The organism is Nitrosopumilus sp. b2 (genome assembly GCF_014078535.1).
Lineage (GTDB): Archaea > Thermoproteota > Nitrososphaeria > Nitrososphaerales > Nitrosopumilaceae > Nitrosopumilus > Nitrosopumilus piranensis.
Genome location: NZ_MU078705.1, coordinates 101798 through 124665, shown reverse-complemented (window position 1 = coordinate 124665; position 22868 = coordinate 101798). Strand labels below are relative to the sequence as shown.

The window sequence follows — 22868 nt, the reverse complement described above, 5'->3', positions numbered from 1 at the left end:
AATATTGGAAAAGAAAAAGGAAGTAAAAGATGCCTATGCAACTGATGACCCTACCAATACAGATGCAAAGTCCCAAGAAGATATGGCAAAGGAGGCCATCAAGAAATTCAAATCATTGAATAATCAGTAAAGTTTGATTATAGAAGAGAGGTTTTTAAAAAAAATGGGACTGTTTGGCAAAAAAGAAGATCCTGAAGACCTAATGTATGATGCAATGGACATGGTAGAAAGAAATCAACCAAAAGCTGCCATTTCATTATTTAACAAAGTTCTAAAACAAGAGCCAGAAAACAAAGAGGCATTACTACAAAAGGGATTGGCGCTAAACAAGATAAAAAAATATCAGGACGCAATTACTTGCTTTGACAGACTGATAGAAGTTGATCCTAAAGATGCCCAAGCCCTAAACAACAGAGGAATAGCTATGGCAGAGACTGGCAACATTCAGGGGGCAGCAGAATATTACGACAAAGCAATAGAAGCTGATGCAAAGTACGCATCAGCCTATTTTAACAAGGGCGTACTACTAGACAAACTCCAAGAGCATGAAGAGGCCTTGACTATTTTAGACAAGGCAATCTCAATTGATCCAAAAAAGCCAAATGCCCAAATTTACAAAGGAATAGTTTTAGGAAAACTCAAAAGAAACGAGGAAGCCTTGAATTGCTTTTCTAATGTTTGCAAAAAATATCCAAATAATTTGGATGCATTCTTTCAAAAAGGAGTACAGTTAGCAGAATTAGGGCAACACAAAAAAGCACTAGATGTGTTTGATGAGATTTTAAAAAAATTCAAAGGCAATGTTAATGTGGTTTATGCAAAATCACGCAGTCTCGCAGCACTTGAGAGATATCCCGAATCCCTAGAACTCCTAAAGCAGGCAGTATCTGTAAGTCCCAAAGTCATTCGCGCATGGGCAAAAGAAGAGCCAATATTTACAAAGTTGCACAGCAATGATCAGTTCAGAAAGTTGCTAAAATTATAATACTTTTTTGCGAACCGCATCAACTCTAATAAGACCAACTTTCTTTTTTGGGCCAATGAGTCGTGCCTCAAATATTGGAACATACAGTTCAGTAATTTCTCGCAAAACAAATTCTTCAGAAAGATCCCGGACATCAGTTTCCAATGGTTTTTTTAGCATCGTCTGAAGCTTGTCAATAGCTGCATCATATGTCAACTCTGGTCTTTTGACATTTGGTTCGTTTTGCTCTAGTATTCTCTTTGGATAATTTTCAACTGATTTTGAATTTACTTTGAATGGAAAGTTTATCTCTCTTCCATGATGATCAAACGCAAGCTCGTCTTCCTCTTCAACAAAGACATGCTCCTCAAGTTTTATGTCAATCTTGTTTTTTCCTCGCTTTCCAACAAATGCTTTTTCTAGAGTTGACTTTGATTTGATTGGAAACACACCATCTCCCAAAACAACTTCATTTACATTTGAAGGAACAGAGATTGTATGTACTGCCTTTCTAAAATAATCAGCAATGTACTTTCCAGATACTAGCAAAATGCACTCATAGTATAATTTTAAGGAATGGAGGTGAACCTCTTCTTTTTTTGGTCTTGAAAGCAATGACTTGAATGGTGAGGTCTTTTTGTCTTCAACAATCTGCTCTGCCTCATCTTGTTCTATGCTCTTTCTTAGAACTGTGGTTTTTACATCATAATTTGACTTTACCAAAACTAAACAAAATACAGCATCATAGCTATTAAACCAATTCTACTAGGAATTAAATAATAGATTTTTCAAAATACAGACATGGCAACAAAAAAGAAAGTTGGATATATTGAGAGATTTTTGAAAAAAGCAGACAAGGCAATTGATGAAGGGGTAAAGAGAGCAGACGAAGTATTAGAGGATGCAGTAGAGTTTGGTTCAATGACTGCAAAACAGGCAGCACAGGCAAGCAAAGAAATCCAAAACAGGGCAAAAAAAGAAAGCGAGCAACTACACAAGAAAGGTACCAAAAAAATTAGTGAAGGTATTTCTGCTGTAAAAAATGCAGGGGTAGGTACTGAAGATGATTTGGCAACACTTGAGAAACTAGGAAAACTTCGAAAGGCAGGAGTCATTACTCAAAAAGAATTTCAGGCAAAGAAAAAAAAGATTCTGGATAGAATTTAAGATGAAAAAATCAAATATCAATGGTATTAATGATAAAAGAAATGTAAATCCAAATTGGTTTACATCTAAAACATGGATGAAGGTTCTATCAGAGAAAATAAAATCAAAAGATCAAGACATCTATCATGTTCATTTTGAAAAGGGTTCTAGAACAAAACTTCATGCACATAATGGAAACCAAGTATTAATTGCAACCAAAGGTAAAGGCAGTCTTGAAATTTTTAAAAAGTATGGCACAAGTAAAAGCAATTTCAAAATAAAAAAGACTGAAAAGATTACTCTAAACGAAGGGGACATTGTACACATACCTGCAAAGACACTCCATACTCACGGATCTGTGGATAAAAAAAAGACGTTTTCTCATATTGCAATCAATATTTTGCCACGAAAAAATGCACAGTACAAGACAGTCTGGTGGGAATCAGATTTTAAGACAAAGGCTATTAATATCATTTAGAGAATGTCAGTTAGAAAAAATTCAGAAATAGAATCAATCCAAGGAAATGAAGGAACTAGTATCAAACAATTTTTTCACCCACACAATACGCTAAACGAGATTAACTATAGCCTTGCACAATTCACATTAAAGCCAGGAAAAAAATCAAAGATTCACAAGCTAAAGTCATCTGAAATATACTATATCTTAGAGGGAAGCGCAAATTTGATAGTAGATGATGAAGTTTTAGAACTAGAAAAAGATGATTCGATATATGTTCCACCAAACTCAAAGCAACATATTGAAAACAAGGGGGAAGAAAACTTGCGATTTTTGTGCATAGTAGAGCCTGCATGGAAAGCAGAAGATGAGATCATACTAGAATGAATAATCATACATGGCATAAACGAAATTATTTTTAACGTATGATAAATCTCTAAAATTAGTGAACGCGTATCAGGCCCTCAAGGTATTGGATGTTGATTCAAACTCATCACAAGAGGAGATAAAATCAGCATTTAGAAAAAAGGCACTAGAGCATCATCCAGACAAAAGTAAGAACAAAAATGAGGATGTGGAATTTAAAAGAATTACAGAGGCATATGAATTTCTTAAAAAAAATCATCATCAGAGAAATGATGTTTATCATCAAAATGATTCAAAACCAAAAACAAACTTCAAAAGAAAACCATGGGGCGCACCTGAAGATGAAAAAATTCCAGAGCAAGACTGGGGAAAGTACACAAAAGAGTTTGAAGAAGGAGATCCTGACTTTTGGAAAGAGTATGAAAAAAAATTTTGGGAAGAATACAATGCAAGAGTTCGTCCAGATGGACGAAATGGAGAATATGAAAAGGCAAAAGAGCCTAAAAAGCAGCCTAATCTCTTTGTAGATGTAGACAAGAGTTTGTGCATTGGTTGTTGTAGCTGTGAAATAATTGCTCCAGATGTATTTGAAATTAACAAAGAAAGAATGATGAATCCAAAATCATCAGTAATTAATCAAAAAGGTGCAGGAGTAAACAAGATTATGGATGCAGCAATGACTTGTCCCACAAAGGCAATAATTGTAGAAAACACAGACACGAAAGAAAGAATGTATCCTTATTGAAATTACATTTTTAGTTTTTCATATATCTCATCTAATTCGGATTCAGGCAATTTCAATGTGCCATCAAACATGCTATGTATTGCAGATGCAGAATCATCAGAACTTCTTGGAACTAAATGAACGTGTACATGTGGTATCTCTTGTCCTGCATCTTTTCCGTTGTGTACTGCAACCAAAGTGGCACCAGAAATAGAATCAACTTTAGATATCATTTTATGCACAAGTGAAAACAAATCGGCATTCTCATCACCAGACATGTCTTGAATTTTCTGATGGTGGTTTTTTGGAATTACTAGAACGTGTCCCTTTGCTAGAGGAAATGCATCTAGAAACGAAATGGAGTTAGAAGTTTCTCCAAGTATTTTACATGGAATTTCCTTTGCAATTATTTTACAGAAAATACAATCCATGTCATATCATATTTTTTTTAATATTAAATGGTTAATTATGGGTCTACAACTGTTGCCCATGCCAATCCTTTGCCAAACTTGATAGTTGTAACATCACCAGGTTTGTGATTACAATTTTCAATTGTTTTTGGTATTGCATCACTAGTTTCAACATAACAGATTCCATTATCATTGCTCAAAATTTCAACATCCTCATAGATATCCTCACGGATTAAATTCCAAAATGGAAACACCAAAGTAGACAATACCAATCCTGCAACTACAAATGCACCTCCAAAGACTAATCCAGCCTTTTGGCTTGAACTAATCTCCATTCTACCAAGTACCGCCATCACCTGCATTAGGATCTAATTTCTTTGCAGGGACATTACCATGTGCTTTTTTCATGTGTCTTTTCAGGCGTTCAGGATCATGTAGTTCTGTTCCACAGGTATCACATTTTGTTTTACTGCCATTGTCTTTGTTACGTTTGAACAAACCCATATTTTGTTAAAATTTTGAAATACATTATAAAGGATACGTGATTTTTGGAAGATCATGACGATAAAAAATATCACTGTTTTAGGTTCAGGAGTAATGGGACACGGTATTGCACAGGTATCAGCCACTGCAGGATACAATATTGTCCTAAGAGATATCGAGCAAGGATTTTTGGATAAGGCAATGGAGAAAATAAGATGGAGTTTAGATAAACTAGTTTCAAAAGAAAAAATTTCAAAAGAAGAAGGGGATGCAATTTTTGGTAGAATTAAACCAGTAGTAGATTTGAAGGAGGCAGTAAAAGATGCAGAGATGGTAATAGAGGTGGTACCAGAGATAATGGATTTGAAGAAAAAAGTTTATGCAGAATTAGATGAGGTGGCAGCACCTGAAGTAATCTTTGCATCAAACACAAGTACATTACCAATTACAGAGATTGCTAACACAACATCTAGGCCTGACAAATTTATTGGAATTCATTTCTTTAACCCTCCACAACTAATGAAATTAGTTGAAGTGATTCCAGGAGAAAAAACATCTCAGCAAGTCACAGAGTTGACTAAAGATTTTGTAAAATCAGTAAACAAACAAGCAGTACTGTGTAGAAAGGATGTCCCAGGATTCATCATTAACAGATTATTCATTCCAATGGTTCACGAAGCATGTTTTGTCAAAGATAGAACTGGAGCAACTCTTGAAGAGATTGATTCGGCAGTAAAATTCAAGTTAGGATTTCCCATGGGAATTTTTGAATTAGCAGATTTTACAGGCATGGATGTAATACACAAGGCAACAGTTGAGATGCACTTGAGGGACAAAAAAGTAATCAACCCACACCCACTAGTTGAAAAAATGTTTGATGAAAAAAAGTTGGGGCAAAAATCAGGTGAAGGTTATTACAAATACTCTGATGACAAATATGAAAGAGTTACACTATCTGAAGAGCTGGCACAAAAATGTGACCCAATTCAGATTGTTGCAAATATTCTAAACAATGCAGCATGGCTTGTAACAAATGGTGCAAGTGACATTGATGAAATTGAAAAAGCAGCTCAATTAGGATTGGGTCTCAAAAAACCACTATTTGAGACAGCAAAAGAGATTGGCATCAAAAATATTGTAGAAGAGTTAAACAAACTTGCTCAAGAGTACGGAGAGTTTTACAAACCAGACCCATTATTGGTGTCTATGCAGAACTAATGAATGCCCAAATGTTCTTTTATTTTACCTACATCTTCACCAATCATTGCAATCTGACTACTTAGTGCCCACACAGAATTTCGTGATTGAATGTTTTGGTTGTTTAGATATTTTACCAAAGTCATGGTAAATTCAGAGTTTTTTGTTTTTTCAAGATAAGATATGATTTCATCTATCATTTGAGGAGGCAATCCTTTGTCTAATTTGTCAATGAGTTGTTTGCATTCCTCATCATTTTGAATTGCCATAACCTAGCATACAATCTTTTGACTAAAGAATATTATGGAGATATTAATTCTAGAATTTTTTTAATTGCTTCTTGAGGAGTATCCACTCCAACTATCTTGATGTTTTCTCTGTGATCAAGATATCCGCCAATAAATGGATCAACTGAGCTATCAAGATTTCTAATTGCAACCATTGGTTTTTTGTGCATGTATGCAGCACATGTTTCAGATAACGTTCCAGACCCGCCACCTACAATTATCACACCATCAGCTGACAAGGCATTGAGAAAATCACGTGCCAATCCCATTCCGGTCGGAATTACAATGTCACAGTATTCATTTGCCTCAGCAGGATCATTTTGAGGAATTATTCCAATAGTTAGACCTCCTGCATCCTTTGCGCCATGAGCTGCTGCAGTCATCACCCCACCCAGACCACCACAAATTAAGACAGAATCAGATTTTGCAATTTCAGCCCCAATCTCATAAGCAATTTTTTCATGCTTAGGAAGGCATCCCTTTGTGTTGTGGCCAATAACTAAGATCTGTCTTTTCTTTGCCATATTCTTAAAGACAAAAAATGGTTTGAAATATCTTCCGAGAGAAAAGGATATTAGTAAAAAATACCACTGCTCTGTATGGAAAGACGTTCAATGCCAGTATGTTTTACTGAAAAACAATACAAAATGATCGAAGAGTATGCCAAAAGAAACGGCATGCTAAATGCAAGTCAAGCTCTTGAAAAACTGCTAAGCGAATAAACGCTTTTTTTGTTATTTTTGTTTTGTTTTATCCAATCTATGATTAAGCCATTCCCTTTATTCCATATCCTAACAATACAGAGTAACATCCCAAACCACATTTTTCGCATATTGGCTTCATAGAATCTTTCTCAGCACTTCCTATGCAGCAGGGTTGTTTTTCCCGACCCATGTGATCAACTGAAACAATTGCCCAAGTAGGGCAATCAATAGGAGTGGTTCCTTTTCCACCCCAATTTTGTTTCATAATTTCTAGTTGTTCTTTAGGATTGATGATATAATTTTTTAGAGAATTTGATTTTAAATCAATTAGTCTATCAATTACTTTGTCACGTTCTTTACCAAATGGAAGCCAAAGAGGATCATTTTCCATAAACGGTGTGTGGAATTGAAATCCAATTTTATTAGTATAGTCTTTCCAATCATCAATTACTTTTTCAACTGTTTTGTAATTTTGTGAGTTTATTGTCATTGTTATCCATATATCTTTCCAGGCTTTTTGGCCATTGTTTTTTACATAGTTTAGAACATTTTCTCTAGTTTTTGCCCATGCACCTTCTCCACGAATTTTATTGTGCGTCTTTTCATCTCCGTCTATTGAAATCCAGTAAAAGTAAATGTCCTTAAAGTAAGGAATTGGAAAAGTTCCATTAGTCACAACACATGCTCTTTTTGGAAATTCTTTGACAAACAGTTCAACAATGTCTGGACGCATCATAGGTTCACCACCAACCAAAGTTACAATAAATACATGTTGCTTCTTGAACTTTTCATCAATGATTTTTTTCCATTGCTGAGTTGTGAGATCCTCATTTTCTTTTCGGTTTAGCCACCAGTAGCAGTGTTCGCAATGCAAATTGCAGACATTGATTATATCAGCTGAGCCATAAAATGGACTCTTTCTACCAAATAACTTGTATCCGCCAATTTTTAGTCCCAGATGAAAATACAGTGGAGATTCTCGAATGATCTGTCTAAATCCTCTTCCCATAATTTCCATATTAAAAATATGAATTCAAAAAATTTAACATTTTCATAATGTGCCAGAATAAAACAACAGGATAAGCTATATAGAATAAAACATTCACATCAGATTTGTAAAATGGGATTATTTAGTAAAAAGCCATCATTTTGTGCCGTTTGCAACAAAGAACTAACTCACAAGCACAAACCAAAAAGAGAATGGAACATCAAAGGTTCACTTTGTGGGGATTGCCATTTTGAAAAACAAAAGGAGTACTATGAAGGAAAGGTAAGACAACCATGCGTCGAATGCGGGAATACTCAAAAAATAACGGACCTGTGGGAGCCAAGATGGCAATGGGACATGGAGGGACTTCTTTGCAAGCCATGTTTTGATAAAAAAGAAGAATCATTTGGAAAAAAGAAAAACTTTTGTTCATTGTGTGGGGGCAAGATGGGACTGATCAGATACAATCCAAAAGGAAAATGGAAGATAGATGGACAGCTGTGCAGAAAATGCTGGGATGAGAAAAAAGCAGAGTTAGGATAACAGTTGAGATTTTTTAAAAAAATAAAATGCGATAGTTGTGATAGTAAATTTTCAAAACAAGAAGAGTTGATGAATCACAAACAGATTGTTCATGGAAAAGATTTACAGTATGATTGCAAAGTGTGTGACAAATATTTTTCAAATATGGAAGATATGCGAACTCATTTGCAAAGAGAGCACAGTTACAAAAAAGACAGAGAGAATTAGATTGCTTTTACAGTTTTGACTACTGGGGGTCTTACTTTAGTAAATACTCTGAATCCACAAATACATTTGATTTCAGGTAAACGAGATAGTTCAGTATTTGAGACCATAGTTCCACATCTAAGGCAAGAATAGTTTACATCAAATGTTTCAACAGGTGTTTCTTCTACTTCATCATCAAAGTTTTCTTCAGCCATGTTTATCATCAAAATTTCTGTAATTTAGAGATTATGTTAAGGAGAGTTCAATGTAGACGTCATCAGGAATCTTTAGTCGCATAAGTTGTCGGATTGCTTTATCATCAGCGTTGATATTGATAATTCTTCTATGCATTTTCATCTCCCACTTCTCATAGGTTTCAGTGCCACTGCCACAGGGTGACTTTCTAGTAGCAACATGTAATCTTTTTACAGGAAGTGGTGTTGGACCTTTTACCTTAACACCTGTTTTTTTACCGATACCCATGATTTCCCCACATACTCCATCTAATTTTGGTAGACTTGTTGATGTGAGTTTGACACGGGCGGTTTGAGTCATAAAAAATCCGCCTATGGTTTGTACTCTTCGGTAATTTCCTTAACGATTCCTGCTGCGATAGTTGCACCCATATCTCTTAGGGCAAATCTACCCATCTCAGGGAAATCTTGGAATGTTTCAATACAAGTTGGTCTTACCGGTCTGATTTTTACAATTGCGGAATCTCCAACTTTGAGGAATTTTGGATTTTCTTCCTCAACGGCACCAGTTGCGGGGTTGATCTTTTGTAGAAACTCAGTAACTGTTGCTGCAACTTGTGCAGTGTGTGCGTGCATAACTGGAGTGTAACCAGGTGCAATTGCTGTTGGGTGGTGAATTACAATAATTTGTGCTTTGAATTCTTTTGCAACTGCTGGAGGAGCATCTGGACTTCCAAGAACATCTCCTCTTTTGATATCTTTCTTCTCAACACCTCTAAGGTTAAAACCAATGTTATCACCTGCTTCTGCAGATGGCATCTCTTGGTGGTGTGTCTCAATAGATTTGATTTCACCAGGAGCACCTGAAGGCATTACAACAATTTTGTCTCCTGCTTTCATAGTTCCTGTCTCAACTCTACCTACTGGAACGGTACCAACACCAGTGATGGTATAAACATCTTGGATTGGAACACGTAGTGGTTTTCCTACTGGTTTTTCAGATACTGTAAAGTCATCAAATGCTTCAAGTAGGGTCTTGCCATTGTACCATGGCATGTTCTCAGATTTTTTAACCAAGTTATCGCCTTTCCATCCAGAAACTGGAATGAATGGCACATTTTCTAGTTTGTAACCTACAGATTTAACTAATTTTTCGCCCTTTTCTTTGGCGGCTTTAAATGCGTCTTCAGAATAGTTGCTATCATCCATTTTGTTGATTGCAACGATTAGTTGGTTTACACCTAAAGTCTTGAGTAAGAATGCGTGTTCTCTTGCTTGACCTCCTGCAGCAATTGCAGTATCTGTTTCACCTTCTTTTGCTGAAAGTACTAAGACTGCTGCATCGGCTTCAGAAGCACCAGTAATCATGTTTTTAATAAAGTCCCTGTGACCAGGAGCGTCAATCAAAGTAAAGAAGTACTTTGGAGACTCAAATTTTTGGAATGCAAGATCGATTGTAATACCTCTCTCTCTTTCATCCTTAATGTTATCCATAACCCATGCATACTTGAAAGTATCACCTTTTCCGGTCTTCTCGGATTCGGATGCATGTGCTGCAATTGTTCTTTCATCTACAACACCAAGATCCATCAAGAAATGACCCATAGTTGTTGATTTTCCATTATCAATATGACCTGTAACAATCAGGTTCAAGTGTGGTTTATCTGCCATGTAGAGTGCGTATCTGAGGGCATTTATTACTGTTATGAATTTTTGAAAAAAAATCCAAAATTTTTCAATTAATTTCAGATCAGAAGACTTTGCTAAAAGCACATAAATCAAAGGGGCAAAAATGGAAAATATGAAAATTACAGTTTCAGTTATCAAAGCCGATGTCGGTGGTGTCGGTGGACATACAAAACCAAGTGACGGATTGTTAGACGCAATTAAAAATACCGTCAAAAATTCAGCAGATTTGCTTATTGATTATTACATAGGATATTGTGGAGACGACACTCACATTGTAATGTCTCACACTCACGGAGTAGACAACCAACAGATTCACAAATTAGCATGGGATGCATTCATGGCAGGAACTCAAGTTGCAAAAGAAGAAGGTCTGTATGGGGCAGGACAAGATTTACTCAAAGATTCATTTTCAGGAAACGTAAAAGGTATGGGTCCAGGGGTTGCAGAGATGGAGTTTGAAGAAAGACCTAATGAAGCATTTACAGTATTTGCAGCGGATAAAACAGAACCAGGTGCATTCAACTATCCAATTTACAGAATGTTTGTAGACGCACTAAGTAACACAGGATTAATCGTAAACAAGAATCTTGCAGAAGGAGTAAAAATGAACATCATGGATGTTGAGAAAGCTCAGATTGCAGAATTAGAATTATGGCAAGACAAACCAACAATTGAAGCTGCATTAATGTATCCAGGAAGATATGTTGTAGATTCTGTCACTACCAAAGATGGAGAGCCAATTTTAGCTGCATCAACTGACAGATTACACAACATTGCAGGAACATATGTTGGAAAAGACGATCCAATTTGTCTTGTTAGAACACAAAAAAGATTCCCTGCAACCGAAGAGGTAGGAAGTGTCTTTAACAATCCACACTTTGTTGCAGGAAATACAAGAGGAAGTCACAACATGCCTTTAATGCCTGTGAAACTAAATTCTGCAGCAACAATCAACTTTTGCATTCCAATAGTTGAAGCACTTGTTTTTAGTATGCATAATGGAAAGTTTACAGGTCCATTTGATGGATTCTCAACTCCAGATTGGGATCTAATTAGAGAAAGAGCAACAGAAAAAGCAATGGCAATTAGAAGTCAAGGATTCATTCATCCAGCAACACTTGTTCCATCAGAATTAGAATATGCTGAAGGGTATAGAGCAAGAATGGATGTTCTTGAAAGTAAGATGAAACCAATGGAAGAAAGCACTTCTAGTGGACAAAAGAAAGAAAATTACGAAGATCCAGACTAGCCAGTTCGGACTCTGCAATTATAAGAAATGGTTAAATCTAAAAAGACATTACTGTATTTAGGCAGAAATGGATTTTCAAAAGATTTTTGACTGGAAGACATACATTTTCACAGCATTAGCTGTTATCTCATTTTCAAATTTCATGGCAGTATTATTTGGTAAAACTATACCAGTAATAGTACTAGACTTTTTCAAAGTTGCAGGAGAATACGTCGTATTGGGAGCAGTTTTTGTATTTGCACTTGCTTGGCTCCTAAAGGCAAAACCCCACAACCGTCCAAAGCAATATTCAGTAGTCCCATTTGATGTATTTGGAAAAAAGAGTCAGATTGATGGCTTGAGAACAGAATTCAAAACACATGATGTGGCATGGAGTTTTATGAAGCAGTACAAAAAATCATACCCACTATACAATTTTGCGCTAGTATCTGATCTTCCAAAGTCAGACAAGCCAACTATTTTCAGATACATCTAGATTTAATTTTTATTCAACATTACGTAAAGAATTAGAATGGAGTTTTCTGTTTTAGCTGACGCATTTAACAAAATGGAGTCAACTAGAAAGAGATTAGAGTTAACTCAATACTTGGTAGAATTATTTGAAAAGACACCACAAGAAGTAATCTCAAAAATAGTTTACCTCTTACAAGGAAAACTAAGACCAGACTTTGAAGGAATAGAGTTAGGAGTAGCAGAAAAACTTGCAATAAGGGCAATTTCAAAGTCTTCAGGCATTCCAATTAAAAAAATTGAAGAAGAATATAGAAAAGGAGGAGACCTGGGACATGCTGCAACCATAATACTAGAGCAGAAAACACAAACAACGTTTCTTGTAGAAGACATTACAGTAGAGCGCGTTTATGAGACACTATTCAAAATTGCAAAGCTAGAAGGAAACAGATCACAAGACATGAAGATGAAGTACATCTCAAGTCTTCTAAACGATGCAAGTCCACTAGAAGCAAGTTTTATTCTAAAAATTTTGTTAGGAACACTAAGACTAGGAATTGCAGAAAATACAGTAATGGATGCATTAGCAATAGCATTTTCAGGAAATAAAGAAAACAGAAAAGTGTTGGAGCATGCATACAATGTTTCTAGCGACTTGGGAAAAGTCGCAGAGATTTTAGCAAATGACGGATTAGAAGGAGTTGAAAAATTCAAAATAATTTTATTTAATCCCATCAGACCAATGCTTGCAGACAGAGTAAAGAGTGAGCAAGAAGCAATTGAGAAAATGGGAGAAGAGTTTGCAGCAGAATACAAGCTAGATGGAGAAAGAGTACAATTGCATATTGAAGGAGACAAAGTTGTTTTGTTTTCAAGAAGTCTAGAAAACATTTCAAGCTACTATCCAGACATAATAGAAAAAATTCCAAAAGCAATTCAAGCAGAAAACATCATACTAGAAGCAGAGGCAGTTGCAGTTAATGAAAACACAGGAGAATTTTTACCATTCCAAGAATTAATGCACAGAAGAAGAAAACACAAAATAGAAAAAGCAGTTACACAGTACCCAATAACAGTTAATCTGTTTGATATTTTGTACTGCAATGGAAAAAGCTGTTTAGAGTTAGACTATAAAGAAAGAAGAGAGAAGATGGAAAAAGTTGTAAAAGAAGATGAATTTGTAAAACACATTCCAATGGCAATAGTAAAAAACGAAAACGGCATTGAAGACTTTTTTGAAAACAGCATAAACGCAGGAAGTGAAGGACTGATGCTAAAGATGCTTGATAAACCATATCAAGCAGGTTCACGAGGAAGTCATTGGTTAAAACTCAAAAGAGAGTATCAAAATGAGCTTGGAGATAGTTTAGATCTAGTTGTCATAGGAGGATTCTTTGGAAAAGGAAGAAGAACTGGGAGTTATGGAACCTTGTTACTGGCAACATATGAGGAAGATGAAGATACATTTACCAGTATTTGTAAAGTTGGTACTGGATTTTCAGATGAAGATTTGGACCAATTGTATCAAATTCTAAGTCCCAAAGTTACAATCAAAAAAAATCCGCGCATCGATAGTGAAATGGAAGCTGATGTATGGTTTGAACCAGAATTAGTAATAGAGGTAGTTGCATCTGAGATCACACTTAGTCCAATTCACAAAGCAGCAAGAGACAAAGTTCGAAAGGGTGCAGGACTTGCGTTAAGGTTTCCAAAATTTACTGGAAAAATGAGAGTTGAGAAAATGGCAGAGGATGCATCCACAAATGAAGAAATAATTACACTATACCAAGGTCAGAAAAAAGTAGCACATGACAAAAGCCTCATGTAATCATGCTCAAAAAATATCAAAAATCATAGAGGATTTAAATTACCTTGGGATTTGGTAGTTTTTGTTATGTATAGCGGAGAGCTTGAAGTTCAAGCAAAAAGAAAGGCTATAGCAGTTTTACAAGACGAAATCAACAGAATTCTTAATGCTTCTAGAGAACTAGCAACACTTCCTGAACTGATGATGAAAAAAGACAAGACAGGAATCAAAAACACACTAGAGCAAATCTCAACAATTGAGGAAGAAGTAGAGAATCTAAGAAGAAAGATTACACGTGAGGTTGCAGATGTAGGGGGTTTGATCATGAATAGAGAGAATCTTCTAAACACAGCATATACAATGGATGAAATTGCAGGTTACATTACCGGAATCTCATTCAAACTCTCAAATGTAAAAGCAACTACACTAAAAAGTGCAAAACTAGACAAAGACTTGACAAAACTAATTGAATTGGTAGTAGACGAAGTCTACAAACTAAATGAGATCATTAGAAGTCTTAACACCAATACTGCAAATGCAATTGAGTTGGCACAAGAAACACAAACAATTGAAAGAGAAATAGACATCAAATACAGACAAGCAACAATAAAGCTTCTAAGTGAAGTCACAAACACCAAAGAATTGATGTTAATGAAAGATGTAATTGAGGGAATTGAAGAGATGGCAGATAAATGCCAAAGGGTTTCAGATTCTTTCATTTTGTTAGCACTAAGCCTATAGACAAACCATCATCTACATTTTTACTTTATTTTATATTTTAAAGAACACTTCAAGCTAGTGAATTCATATACACTTTAATTTATTAAAAAAATTGTGAAAGGAGAGTTAATTGAAAATAGAGTAATTGTATGGAATATCGAAGAGTCGCGTAAACTTTTCAGCCAAGGATATTATGGAAAGCCAATAGGAATACCAAAACCAAAGATTGAAGAAATTGATGCACCTCTTATTTTGGATTTAATTGAAGCATTGTATTTGTTGGAAAATAAAAAAATTACAATTTCAAAATCAAAACGTAAAGTTACAGTTGAACAGATGACAGATATTTGCAAACAAGAGCATCATGATTTTGATAAAAAATATCTAGTATACAAAAATTTTAGAGACAAGGGTTACATTATCAATCCCGGAATAAAGTTTGGTTGTGATTTTGCAGTTTATGAGAAAGGTCCAGGAATAGATCATGCACCGTTTTTAATTCAAGTGTATAATCGAAGTGAGTCAATTACATCCACAGGAATTGTACTTGCAGGAAGACTTGCAACAACTGTAAGAAAACAATTCATTTTAGCAATTCCCAAAGGCAAAGACAATGTTGACTTTTTAGCTTTAGATTGGTGGAAAGCTTAAGCAGATTTTATGTGACCTGCAATACGATCATAGATTTCAAAAAGCTCTTTTGTAATTCCAAAAGACAAATGATTATCCCATTTACTGCGAATTCTCACTGCATTTTCTGTTGGCTCAACATAGATGGTAGCATCTTTGACTGACTGCCTTGCAATCATCTCATTTAATTCAGTATCTTGATTTAATTTTTGAGTTAATGAACCAGGTCCATCCCAACTCACTTTGAGAACAGTTTTGGATGCAAAGTGGCCTTTGGTTGTAAGTTGTGTTTTTGCAACATAGTTACTAACATCTTGCCCAGTATCTTTTCTTACAATAAAATGTGCTTGAAATCTGTCTAGTGCACCCCAAGGGAGTGGATTTGGATCTTGCATTTTTAGCCCTTTTGAATAATTTGAATCACGTCAATGTTAGAATTCTTAACGTCAAGACATCCTCTATTAGTTATCATTCTAGCGGTACTAGCAAAATATCTACTGTAATAATCACCTTGTTCAACATCATCAGTTCCAATTTCTTTTGATTCTGAATCCACACCGATCTCCTTTAACATACTACTAAATTTCTCAGGCCATGTCTGATAGACAAATGTATCTGGCTCTGTATCATGCATCAAAAATCATGAATCATACCCACAAATAAAGATATCAAGAAAAAATTTTCAGGGATCAATCCAATTAAATATTACAAAAGATTTGAGACTTTATCTATGCTAAAATTCCAAGACAAAGTCGCACTAGTTACAGGAAGCGGAACGGGTATTGGAAAAGCCATTGCAACAAAATTTGTAGAAAACGGGGCCAGTGTAATTATTCTTGGTAGAAGAAAGGAACCCCTACAAGAAGCAGCAACAGAACTTGAAGGAAAAATCCCACAAGGGGTAAATGCAACAGTCAAAATTTTTGCAGGTGTAGATGTTGCTGATGAAACAGCAATGAATGAAATGTTTGATACTCTAAAAAATGAAGGAACCAATGTAGATTACATAATTAATAATGCTGGAGTTTCAGGTCCAGTAACATGTTTTGCAAATGCGCCACTAGATGAATTCAAAAGTACAATTGGAATTCATTTAACAGGAACATTCTGGGGCTCAGTTCAAGCACTAAAAGTGATGAAAGAAGGAGGAAAAATAATTACAATTTCAACATTCTTTACAGAAGAGAGGCCACTAGAACAAAGACCTTACAGATTTAGAAGTCCATACACTGCATCACAAGGTGCAAAGAACAGACTTGCCGAAGCAATGTCATGGGAGTTAACTGACAAAGGAATCATATCAATTGCAACAAATCCCGGACCTGTTCACTCAGATAGAATTTACAAAACCGTTTATCCAAAAGCAGCAGCAGAATTCATGAGAGTTAGTGGATTTGAAGACCTTAGTCCAGTTGAAGTTGAGGAAGCAAAAGATGACTTGTTAGAATGCATATTAGCAGATGGTGTAGACAAGGAAGGAATTGCAAAAACAGCAGAAAAACTAGCAAACGGCAGAGATGTTGCTAAGCTAACTGAGACATTTACAAAATTATTAGAACAAATTCAAAAGCTGGCAGGAAAGATTCAAAACAACACATCACATATGATTGCAGACCAAGAATTCCTAAAACAAACACAAGTTGCAGAATCAGTTCTCAATTTGTGTGATGATAAAATTGCAGAAATTCTAAACGGTAAAGTAATTCCAGGAGACAGAGTATTTTATCCAGTAAGACCACATATTGGAACTACAACACCAGGAGTTCATCAACCAGACTTTGCAGGAAAAGCAATAATCTTTACAGTTGATGCAACTGACAAAGCAGATGCTGAAAGAGTTGAATTTTTGGCAGGCCATGTTGAGAAAAATGGTGGCAAAGTTGCATGCTTTATTTCAAAAACTACTCCAACGGAGCTTCAAGAACAAATTAGCGGAAAATTCCATTCACATGTAGTAGATATTACAAATCCTGAGGAAGTTGAAAGGTGGCTAAACACAGCCAAAACCAACATCGGAGAAATTCTAGCTGTAATTCACACTACAGGAAAACTGCCAGAAGTTGGAAAATTAACTGAGTTAACAAGGGCAAGATGGGATGAACTTGTTGCAAAATTCATTGTAACTCCTGCAACAGTTGCACAAAGAGCACTAGAACAGTTTGTCCCAGGCGGAGGAAAAGACCCACGCCTTTACAAGGATGCAAAGGGAGCAATTATGATCATCGGTCCAGACTTGCCAGTTGGAAGAAAAACTACAGGAACACAAAGGGCACAGGTAGAAGTTTTCAGAGGAGCGTTAAGACCATTTACAACAACAGTCAATCAGGAATTAAGCGATGTCTTAAAATCTAAAATCAGAATGTTTTCGGTTTTCCCAGGAACTGTAACAGGTGGAGAGCCAAATAATGAGAGAATTGCAGATGCAATTAATTTCCTTGTTTCAGATAGTGCTGCTTCATCAGCTGAAGTTACTTTCTGTGTTGATGAATCAAGATAAGAATGAAGAAATTTTCTGAATTCAGAATAGGAGACGCATTTCATTCCACATGTAGTATTTCAGACAAGGAATTAGAGGGATACCTGAATTTTTCTAGAGTAAGAAATGCATTCCTAGAAGACAAGCAAAAAGGAGAACAGCAAATAGTTTCAGGCAGAGCAATATTATCTAGGATGGAAGGGGAATTTTCAAGACTGAACCAGATTTATGGGAATCATATTGTATTTCTTGGAACAGATGGAGACCCAGAGTGGAAAAACAGAAACACAAGATTTCTCAAACCACTATACACAGACGAAGTACTGAAATTAAAATTTACGATTTCACAAGTTGAAGACATTGACGATGAGTTTGGAAAGATTGGGGTAGATTACGAAGGCACTGATAACAGTGGTGAACCTATCGTCCTATCAAAGAAAAACATCTATAGAATTAAAAAAGAGCCTCCAAGATAAATTAAGATAGATTAGTTATTCAACAAAAACTTCTTCTAGTACACTAGCCTGAATATTTGCCGGATTTTTTGCATGTAGTTGTGTTACATATGTTCTGCAAGAGTTTTCAGGAATATCTTTGCTGGTACCTACCTGAACTGCCTCAATTTCAGATTTTACAAGAATCTTTGCCTTGTCAATTCTCTTATCTCCTGCACATGCGTTGAATTTTACATCATACTTTCCTTGCCCGATATCTGTCTTTGAGATGATTTTAATTGATGTGGCGTATGACAGTTTTGCTCTCTCCTCTTTTAGGGTTTGATTGAGTTCCATAAATCGCTCATTGAGTTTGTCTACTCTATCTTCTCCTTGATAATTCCATATAGGATCTTGGTAGAGTTTTACACATGTATTGATAAATGTAATGTGATCATATTTTGCAACAAACTGTATTTTTCCAACATTTTTGTATGCTTGGTACAATACAGAGCACTGATTGATTCTAGGTTTTGTGACAATAACATCATCAGATGTAATAACCGGATCTAGGACCTTGCCTTTTTCAACCTTGTCTAAAAATATAATATTATTATTAATTAGGAACTGCATAGAGTCCAAGAATTCTTGCTCAGAGATAGAACCCTCACCATACCATAGTGCAGTGTTTTTTATCCATGAAGGAACAAGGGATTCAGCAGAAACAGAATAAAATCCAACTCCAACAAACATCAGAACTGGAATCAATAACAATAATTTACGATTAAATGGCATCCATTATTTTGGGAATTGTTTGTATAAAAAGATGATTTTGAGAAAAAACAATTCAATCACACAGTATGAAAGTTGAAACATTAGATTCAATTGCTTTGAGTAAAAAATTCCTAATGAAATACCTAGGAGTCTTTTTTATCGAAGCCGATGTTTTTTAGGAATTTGTTTGTCTCGTTTAAAGCATGTTTTTTGATTTTTAGTCTGTCTTCTGTTTTAATTGATTTTGATGCCAAATGAAGCATCTCATCCATTAGATGTATTCCACCTCTGGCTCCTTTTTTTAGACCTAACTGATACAAAAGTGGCAGTTTTGATATGTCTGAAGTGATTTCCATCTTGATTTCAGGCACATTCAAAGATTTTTTGTCAGGAGATTCAATCTCGGTGAATTTATCAACTACTTTAGATAGTAAAAATTCCAGATTTTGACTCAAATTACGCTCAAGTTTGGTGTTTTTTTCTTTTCTTGCCATCATTACAATTCTTTTAATTTTTAAAAGTGCCTGATTTGCTTCCACAGACTCAAAGTCACTTGCAGAAAGATCCAATCCAAAGTCTTGCATAAAAGCAGATGCAATGTATGATATTGCCTCTTTTCTACACGATGCCTTTGTTGTTCCAAAAGGACAATTATCGCAATTTGTTGTAAAGTATCTTGTTCCACGTTGACCAAAACTTGAAAGTATAATCTTATCTTGATCTCGTAGCTTGCTAATTGTTCGGGATACAAGTCCTTCATCAAGCAATAATGCTTGAGATATTTCTTGATTGGAATAAGATCCTTCATCAATTAAATCCAATATCTCTTCTTCTAACTCACCAGGAGAACGTCTTGATGGCTCTTCAATTGCATCAGCTAAATAATGTGAAACAAGTTTATCACCAGATTTGTGATTAATAGTGAATGTTTTTCCATCATAAGTTGCATCCAATCCAGATAATGTCTCAGTCTTGATAATTTTTGCAAGAACTTTGTCCAAGTTCTTTATCTTAAAGTCTTTCAAAAGGTCATTCAAATTTTGTTTTGAGATTTTTGTTTTGCCAGTTACAAAAACATGATACAGTGCCCAACGAACCTTACGTTCATCACTTCTTTCAATTAATCGTAATAATTTGCAAAAGCTATCTATTCTTTCCCACTTTATATCAACAATTTCATCGGGAGTGTTTTTTACAAAAAGCGTTCGATCCAAATTCTTTATAAATTCATTAAATTGTTTTGAAATTTCAGATTTTTTAAGTTTGAAAGCTTTCTTTATTTTTGTGCTTTTTGGGATTAGTTCTAAAAAATCATCTTTTATGACTGCGTTTGTATCCCTTAGAGATTTTGTTTCATATCGTAAAAATTCAAAAAACCCTATTGTGTTATCAAGAATTGAAGATGGGGTAAATACTCGTAATCCATTAAGTTCTGGATTAGATAATCCCATGAGAGAATAAAGCTACTTGACTATTTATGCCTATTAAGACAGCTAATTGATCAATTTTGAATCATAACAGATAGTTCAACAACAATCAAGTACCAACATGAAATTCATATCAAGAATCAAGATAAAATCACACAATCTTTGAAAAGTAGGCATTCAAAGAATTTTCAAATTGTTTGTTGAGTTTTTGAAGATGTGTAAAATCTACAGATAGAGAGTTTTCATCAAACCAAGGATCAGACAAGTAGAGACTACGATTCATCTCAACTTGAATCCAAGGAATGGGATTGTTCCCATATGTTTTAGTGATGTGTCCTCCATGGAATGGATCATTTAATGAAATATCTTTCCTGTCAATAGAGTAATATTCAGATATACAATCAGCAAGCAATTCAATCATCTCGTTAGAAGATGTAGAGCCATCTTGATTTGAGAGGCAAAACAATGGTCTTTTCTTGTCTTTTCCATCAGGAGAAATACCAGGAGCAGTTGATGCCATAGAATGGCAATCAAGACATAGTTGTAAATCAAGTTCTGTAAAGCTTTTTTGAATTGCCCTATGGTAGGGTAGGTAATACAATTCAATTAACAGAGTTCTAAGAGATTCATCAGGTTCTTTTCCTACGATATAGATTGGTTTTTCATAACACGTTGAACTCTTAATTAACCCATCAGGGTTGTTTGGAGGCATGTCCTGTAGTGAACGATTGAGATCAACAAATGTCCTTGCAATGTCTGTTTTTATTACACGCTGAACTTTATCTTGCAAGTCATACATTTCAATTACAAAAGGATCAGAATCATCAAACAAGTCCTTATTGGTAATTGACAGGTGTCCCTCAAGTTCTGCAGGTTTTTTCAATCCCCCATGTGGAATTGATAGTAAGACAGGAAGTTTATTCAATCTAATCCTTCTGCTGTTCCATCACGCCTGACTTCAGCTACTCCTTGAAAACCGTTTTTAGTTTGCATTTTCATGGCTGCATGAATAGCACCATGGTAAAATGAGTATCTCTCCTTGACTGAGATTTCATATCCCATTTCTTTGAGAAAATCAACTACTTCTTTACGAAATCCACCATCCTCAATGCTAACAGTTCCACCAATAGAGCAATGAAAGCGTGGTCTGATAATTGCATCACTCATTGGCAAATTGCCATCAATAATTCTTGATAGAAATTGTGTCACTGTAGAAAATATTCTCTGGCTACCAGGACTTCCAACTACCATCCAAAGTTTAGAATCATTAAAAATTAATGCCGGAGAAACAGATGTCCAAGGAATTGCGTTTGGGCGTATATAGTAAGGATGGTTTGGATTTGTAAATTCAAATGCAGACATGTAATTATTGTACAAAAATCCTAAACCGTCAGCTGCAGCTTTTGAGCCATATGCAAGTTCTACTGACTGAGTAATACCAACAGCATTTCCTTCTGCATCCATTGTGGATAGGTGGGTAGTATCTTCTCCGCCAAATTCAGGATCAATCATAGGCAGGGTCGCATCCATAGAGTTGTGAATTGACTCTGCCATCTGTTTTGCAAAAGAGCGCTGGAGGTGGAACTTGTCTGTGATTTGGTCATAAGTATGACGATTAAATGGGCGTTGCAATCGATGCAAGAATGCCTTTCTAAATGTCTCGGCAACAAAGTGATATGAACTAGGTTTTGAGCTACGCAAGAATTTTGATGGTAAGTGATTAAGCATCATGAGTGTAAGCAGTAGTGTTCTTCCAGCTGCAGGTGGAGGCAAAGTTGAAACTGTAACATGTCGATATTTTCTGCTTAAGGGTTTTCGTATAATTGGTTCAGGCATATAGGACAAATCTTCTTCTCGTATCAATCCTCTATTTTCTTCCATGTCTTTTGCAATTGCTTTTGCAATTGAGCCATGGTAAAAAACACTGTACCCGTATTCTGAAATTACTTCAAGAGTATAAGCTAGATCAGGTTGAATGAATGTATCTCCAACATCATATGGAACAACACCATCTTTGAGAAAATATTTTGCCCCAGATTTTGATTTTATTGAAAGAAAGTTTTTCAATTCTCTTTCTTGCAAATCATGTTGTAGTTTGGTAATTTTGTAACCTTTTTTTGCAATTCTAATAGAAGGAGCAACTATCTTTTGCCATTCTAATTTACCATATCTATCATGCAAAAATCCAATTGTAGCTAAAGTGCTTGGAATAGTAGTAGCTCTGTATCCTAAACGTCGATGTCTTTTTTTTCTAAATCTAGATGAATGAGCAAGGGATGGAGCACGGCTAGAACCATCAATGGCATGTGATTTTCCATTATATTGAATAATTGCCATAGATTGTCCTCCAATTCCAGATGCTTGAGGTTCACAAACACCTAATGCTAGTGCAGTAGCACATGCAGCATCAATTGCATTGCCACCTTTTTTGAGCATCTCAATTCCAGCCTTTGTAGCATCAGGAAATGCTGATGCAACCATTCCCTTTTTGCCAACGGCACATTTTTTGTTTGAAGTTGGTTTGAATGAGCTTTCTATTTGTCTAATATCCAATTTTTAATCT

General features: G+C 35.5%; 33 protein-coding genes. 17 read left to right on the top strand and 16 right to left on the bottom strand.

Going from position 1 to position 22868, the window contains the following annotated elements:
* Nucleotides 1-4: 4 nt before the first annotated feature.
* The gene (locus tag C6989_RS10275; RefSeq protein ID WP_255464681.1) at nucleotides 5-130 is read left to right on the top strand and encodes a hypothetical protein; all 126 of its coding nucleotides are present in this window, start codon (nucleotides 5-7) and stop codon (nucleotides 128-130) included.
* Nucleotides 131-163: 33 nt separating this feature from the next.
* Nucleotides 164-985 (top strand): tetratricopeptide repeat protein, encoded by an 822-nt coding sequence (locus tag C6989_RS08485; protein WP_148703214.1) that lies wholly within the window; start codon nucleotides 164-166, stop codon nucleotides 983-985.
* Here C6989_RS08485 and C6989_RS08480 read toward each other — a convergent pair.
* Nucleotides 980-1687 (bottom strand): hypothetical protein, encoded by a 708-nt coding sequence (locus C6989_RS08480; RefSeq protein WP_182126904.1) that lies wholly within the window; start codon nucleotides 1685-1687, stop codon nucleotides 980-982. The two genes, C6989_RS08485 and C6989_RS08480, sit on opposite strands and share 6 nt — an antisense overlap.
* Before the next feature lie 78 nt (nucleotides 1688-1765).
* Between C6989_RS08480 and C6989_RS08475 the strand changes: the two genes are divergently transcribed.
* From C6989_RS08475 to C6989_RS08460, 4 genes are read left to right on the top strand one after another with little or no spacing between them, the layout of a single operon-like run.
* Nucleotides 1766-2131: an SHOCT domain-containing protein gene (locus tag C6989_RS08475; RefSeq protein ID WP_148703212.1), complete on the top strand. Its 366-nt coding sequence runs from the start codon at nucleotides 1766-1768 to the stop codon at nucleotides 2129-2131.
* Between the two features lies 1 nt (nucleotide 2132).
* Entirely contained in the window at nucleotides 2133-2588 is a 456-nt protein-coding gene (locus tag C6989_RS08470; RefSeq protein WP_148703211.1) for a cupin domain-containing protein, read from the top strand.
* Nucleotides 2589-2591: 3 nt separating this feature from the next.
* Nucleotides 2592-2954 carry a cupin domain-containing protein gene (locus C6989_RS08465; protein ID WP_148703210.1) on the top strand — a complete coding sequence of 121 codons (363 nt, stop codon included), beginning with the start codon at nucleotides 2592-2594 and terminating at the stop codon, nucleotides 2952-2954.
* A 58-nt stretch (nucleotides 2955-3012) separates the two neighbouring features.
* Nucleotides 3013-3678 (top strand): ferredoxin, encoded by a 666-nt coding sequence (locus C6989_RS08460; RefSeq protein WP_148703209.1) that lies wholly within the window; start codon nucleotides 3013-3015, stop codon nucleotides 3676-3678.
* Nucleotides 3679-3680: 2 nt separating this feature from the next.
* Here the strand turns inward: C6989_RS08460 and C6989_RS08455 are convergent, their stop codons facing one another.
* The 3 genes from C6989_RS08455 to C6989_RS08445 are packed head-to-tail and all read right to left on the bottom strand — an operon-like array spanning nucleotide 3681 to nucleotide 4571.
* A complete protein-coding gene (locus C6989_RS08455) occupies nucleotides 3681-4088 on the bottom strand; it encodes an HIT family protein (RefSeq protein ID WP_148703208.1) in 408 nt (135 codons plus the stop codon).
* Between the two features lie 35 nt (nucleotides 4089-4123).
* Nucleotides 4124-4402 (bottom strand): hypothetical protein, encoded by a 279-nt coding sequence (locus tag C6989_RS08450; protein WP_148703207.1) that lies wholly within the window; start codon nucleotides 4400-4402, stop codon nucleotides 4124-4126.
* Nucleotide 4403: 1 nt separating this feature from the next.
* A complete protein-coding gene (locus tag C6989_RS08445; RefSeq protein WP_182126903.1) occupies nucleotides 4404-4571 on the bottom strand; it encodes a hypothetical protein in 168 nt (55 codons plus the stop codon).
* Nucleotides 4572-4625: 54 nt separating this feature from the next.
* On the opposite strand from C6989_RS08445, the gene C6989_RS08440 reads away from it, so the two are divergent.
* On the top strand, nucleotides 4626-5768 hold the full coding sequence (locus C6989_RS08440; protein ID WP_182126902.1) for a 3-hydroxyacyl-CoA dehydrogenase: 1143 nt from the start codon (nucleotides 4626-4628) through the stop codon (nucleotides 5766-5768).
* Here C6989_RS08440 and C6989_RS08435 read toward each other — a convergent pair.
* Together C6989_RS08435 and C6989_RS08430 are read right to left on the bottom strand one after the other, a co-directional pair.
* Entirely contained in the window at nucleotides 5765-6016 is a 252-nt protein-coding gene (locus C6989_RS08435) for a hypothetical protein (protein WP_148703205.1), read from the bottom strand. The two genes, C6989_RS08440 and C6989_RS08435, sit on opposite strands and share 4 nt — an antisense overlap.
* A 32-nt stretch (nucleotides 6017-6048) precedes the next feature.
* Nucleotides 6049-6558 (bottom strand): TIGR00725 family protein, encoded by a 510-nt coding sequence (locus C6989_RS08430; protein ID WP_182126901.1) that lies wholly within the window; start codon nucleotides 6556-6558, stop codon nucleotides 6049-6051.
* A 75-nt stretch (nucleotides 6559-6633) separates the two neighbouring features.
* On the opposite strand from C6989_RS08430, the gene C6989_RS10270 reads away from it, so the two are divergent.
* Nucleotides 6634-6756 (top strand): hypothetical protein, encoded by a 123-nt coding sequence (locus C6989_RS10270; protein ID WP_255464680.1) that lies wholly within the window; start codon nucleotides 6634-6636, stop codon nucleotides 6754-6756.
* A gap of 43 nt (nucleotides 6757-6799) precedes the next feature.
* On the opposite strand, the gene C6989_RS08425 is transcribed toward C6989_RS10270, so the two are convergent.
* Nucleotides 6800-7756 (bottom strand): radical SAM protein, encoded by a 957-nt coding sequence (locus tag C6989_RS08425; RefSeq protein WP_182126900.1) that lies wholly within the window; start codon nucleotides 7754-7756, stop codon nucleotides 6800-6802.
* Between the two features lie 102 nt (nucleotides 7757-7858).
* On the opposite strand from C6989_RS08425, the gene C6989_RS08420 reads away from it, so the two are divergent.
* Together C6989_RS08420 and C6989_RS08415 are read left to right on the top strand one after the other, a co-directional pair.
* Complete coding sequence (locus tag C6989_RS08420) at nucleotides 7859-8269, top strand: hypothetical protein (RefSeq protein WP_182126899.1); 411 nt, start codon at nucleotides 7859-7861, stop codon at nucleotides 8267-8269.
* A gap of 3 nt (nucleotides 8270-8272) precedes the next feature.
* Nucleotides 8273-8476 carry a C2H2-type zinc finger protein gene (locus C6989_RS08415; RefSeq protein WP_148703201.1) on the top strand — a complete coding sequence of 68 codons (204 nt, stop codon included), beginning with the start codon at nucleotides 8273-8275 and terminating at the stop codon, nucleotides 8474-8476.
* Here the strand turns inward: C6989_RS08415 and C6989_RS08410 are convergent.
* Genes C6989_RS08410 through tuf form a run of 3 tightly spaced genes read right to left on the bottom strand, consistent with a single transcriptional unit; the run spans nucleotide 8473 to nucleotide 10320 of the window.
* A complete protein-coding gene (locus tag C6989_RS08410; protein WP_148703200.1) occupies nucleotides 8473-8679 on the bottom strand; it encodes a TFIIB-type zinc ribbon-containing protein in 207 nt (68 codons plus the stop codon). The two genes, C6989_RS08415 and C6989_RS08410, sit on opposite strands and share 4 nt — an antisense overlap.
* A gap of 22 nt (nucleotides 8680-8701) precedes the next feature.
* Nucleotides 8702-9010, bottom strand: a complete 309-nt coding sequence (rpsJ, locus tag C6989_RS08405; protein WP_008299200.1) for a 30S ribosomal protein S10 — start codon at nucleotides 9008-9010, stop codon at nucleotides 8702-8704.
* 11 nt (nucleotides 9011-9021) lie between these two features.
* The gene (tuf, locus tag C6989_RS08400; RefSeq protein WP_148703199.1) at nucleotides 9022-10320 is read right to left on the bottom strand and encodes a translation elongation factor EF-1 subunit alpha; all 1299 of its coding nucleotides are present in this window, start codon (nucleotides 10318-10320) and stop codon (nucleotides 9022-9024) included.
* A gap of 130 nt (nucleotides 10321-10450) precedes the next feature.
* Here tuf and fbp point away from each other — a divergent pair, with 130 nt between their 5' ends.
* The 5 genes from fbp (at nucleotide 10451) to endA (ending at nucleotide 15215) form a co-directional block, all read left to right on the top strand.
* Nucleotides 10451-11587: a fructose-1,6-bisphosphate aldolase/phosphatase gene (fbp, locus tag C6989_RS08395; protein WP_148704143.1), complete on the top strand. Its 1137-nt coding sequence runs from the start codon at nucleotides 10451-10453 to the stop codon at nucleotides 11585-11587.
* Nucleotides 11588-11654: 67 nt separating this feature from the next.
* The gene (locus C6989_RS08390) at nucleotides 11655-12062 is read left to right on the top strand and encodes a hypothetical protein (protein ID WP_148703198.1); all 408 of its coding nucleotides are present in this window, start codon (nucleotides 11655-11657) and stop codon (nucleotides 12060-12062) included.
* Between the two features lie 36 nt (nucleotides 12063-12098).
* The gene (locus C6989_RS08385; RefSeq protein ID WP_182126898.1) at nucleotides 12099-13865 is read left to right on the top strand and encodes an ATP-dependent DNA ligase; all 1767 of its coding nucleotides are present in this window, start codon (nucleotides 12099-12101) and stop codon (nucleotides 13863-13865) included.
* Between the two features lie 66 nt (nucleotides 13866-13931).
* A complete protein-coding gene (locus tag C6989_RS08380; protein ID WP_148703196.1) occupies nucleotides 13932-14585 on the top strand; it encodes a DUF47 domain-containing protein in 654 nt (217 codons plus the stop codon).
* 93 nt (nucleotides 14586-14678) lie between these two features.
* Nucleotides 14679-15215: a tRNA-intron lyase gene (gene endA / locus C6989_RS08375; RefSeq protein ID WP_148703195.1), complete on the top strand. Its 537-nt coding sequence runs from the start codon at nucleotides 14679-14681 to the stop codon at nucleotides 15213-15215.
* Here the strand turns inward: endA and C6989_RS08370 are convergent.
* Together C6989_RS08370 and C6989_RS08365 are read right to left on the bottom strand one after the other, a co-directional pair.
* Nucleotides 15212-15589 carry a hypothetical protein gene (locus C6989_RS08370; RefSeq protein ID WP_182126897.1) on the bottom strand — a complete coding sequence of 126 codons (378 nt, stop codon included), beginning with the start codon at nucleotides 15587-15589 and terminating at the stop codon, nucleotides 15212-15214. The two genes, endA and C6989_RS08370, sit on opposite strands and share 4 nt — an antisense overlap.
* 2 nt (nucleotides 15590-15591) lie before the next feature.
* A complete protein-coding gene (locus C6989_RS08365) occupies nucleotides 15592-15828 on the bottom strand; it encodes a hypothetical protein (protein ID WP_148703193.1) in 237 nt (78 codons plus the stop codon).
* A 96-nt stretch (nucleotides 15829-15924) separates the two neighbouring features.
* On the opposite strand from C6989_RS08365, the gene C6989_RS08360 reads away from it, so the two are divergent.
* Together C6989_RS08360 and C6989_RS08355 are read left to right on the top strand one after the other, a co-directional pair.
* A complete protein-coding gene (locus C6989_RS08360; RefSeq protein WP_182126896.1) occupies nucleotides 15925-17691 on the top strand; it encodes an SDR family NAD(P)-dependent oxidoreductase in 1767 nt (588 codons plus the stop codon).
* A gap of 2 nt (nucleotides 17692-17693) precedes the next feature.
* Nucleotides 17694-18146, top strand: coding sequence for a hypothetical protein (locus tag C6989_RS08355; RefSeq protein WP_182126895.1), 453 nt, complete (start codon nucleotides 17694-17696; stop codon nucleotides 18144-18146).
* Between the two features lie 15 nt (nucleotides 18147-18161).
* Here the strand turns inward: C6989_RS08355 and C6989_RS08350 are convergent, their stop codons facing one another.
* The 4 genes from C6989_RS08350 to ggt all read right to left on the bottom strand — a co-directional run bounded on the left by C6989_RS08350 (nucleotide 18162) and on the right by ggt (nucleotide 22858).
* A complete protein-coding gene (locus C6989_RS08350; RefSeq protein ID WP_255464679.1) occupies nucleotides 18162-18899 on the bottom strand; it encodes a plastocyanin in 738 nt (245 codons plus the stop codon).
* Nucleotides 18900-19021: 122 nt separating this feature from the next.
* Nucleotides 19022-20329: a helix-turn-helix domain-containing protein gene (locus C6989_RS08345; protein WP_182126894.1), complete on the bottom strand. Its 1308-nt coding sequence runs from the start codon at nucleotides 20327-20329 to the stop codon at nucleotides 19022-19024.
* Nucleotides 20330-20456: 127 nt separating this feature from the next.
* Nucleotides 20457-21230, bottom strand: coding sequence for an N-formylglutamate amidohydrolase (locus C6989_RS08340; RefSeq protein WP_148703190.1), 774 nt, complete (start codon nucleotides 21228-21230; stop codon nucleotides 20457-20459).
* A complete protein-coding gene (gene ggt / locus C6989_RS08335; RefSeq protein WP_148703189.1) occupies nucleotides 21227-22858 on the bottom strand; it encodes a gamma-glutamyltransferase in 1632 nt (543 codons plus the stop codon). The genes C6989_RS08340 and ggt overlap by 4 nt, the downstream gene beginning before the upstream one ends.
* Nucleotides 22859-22868: the final 10 nt, after the last annotated feature.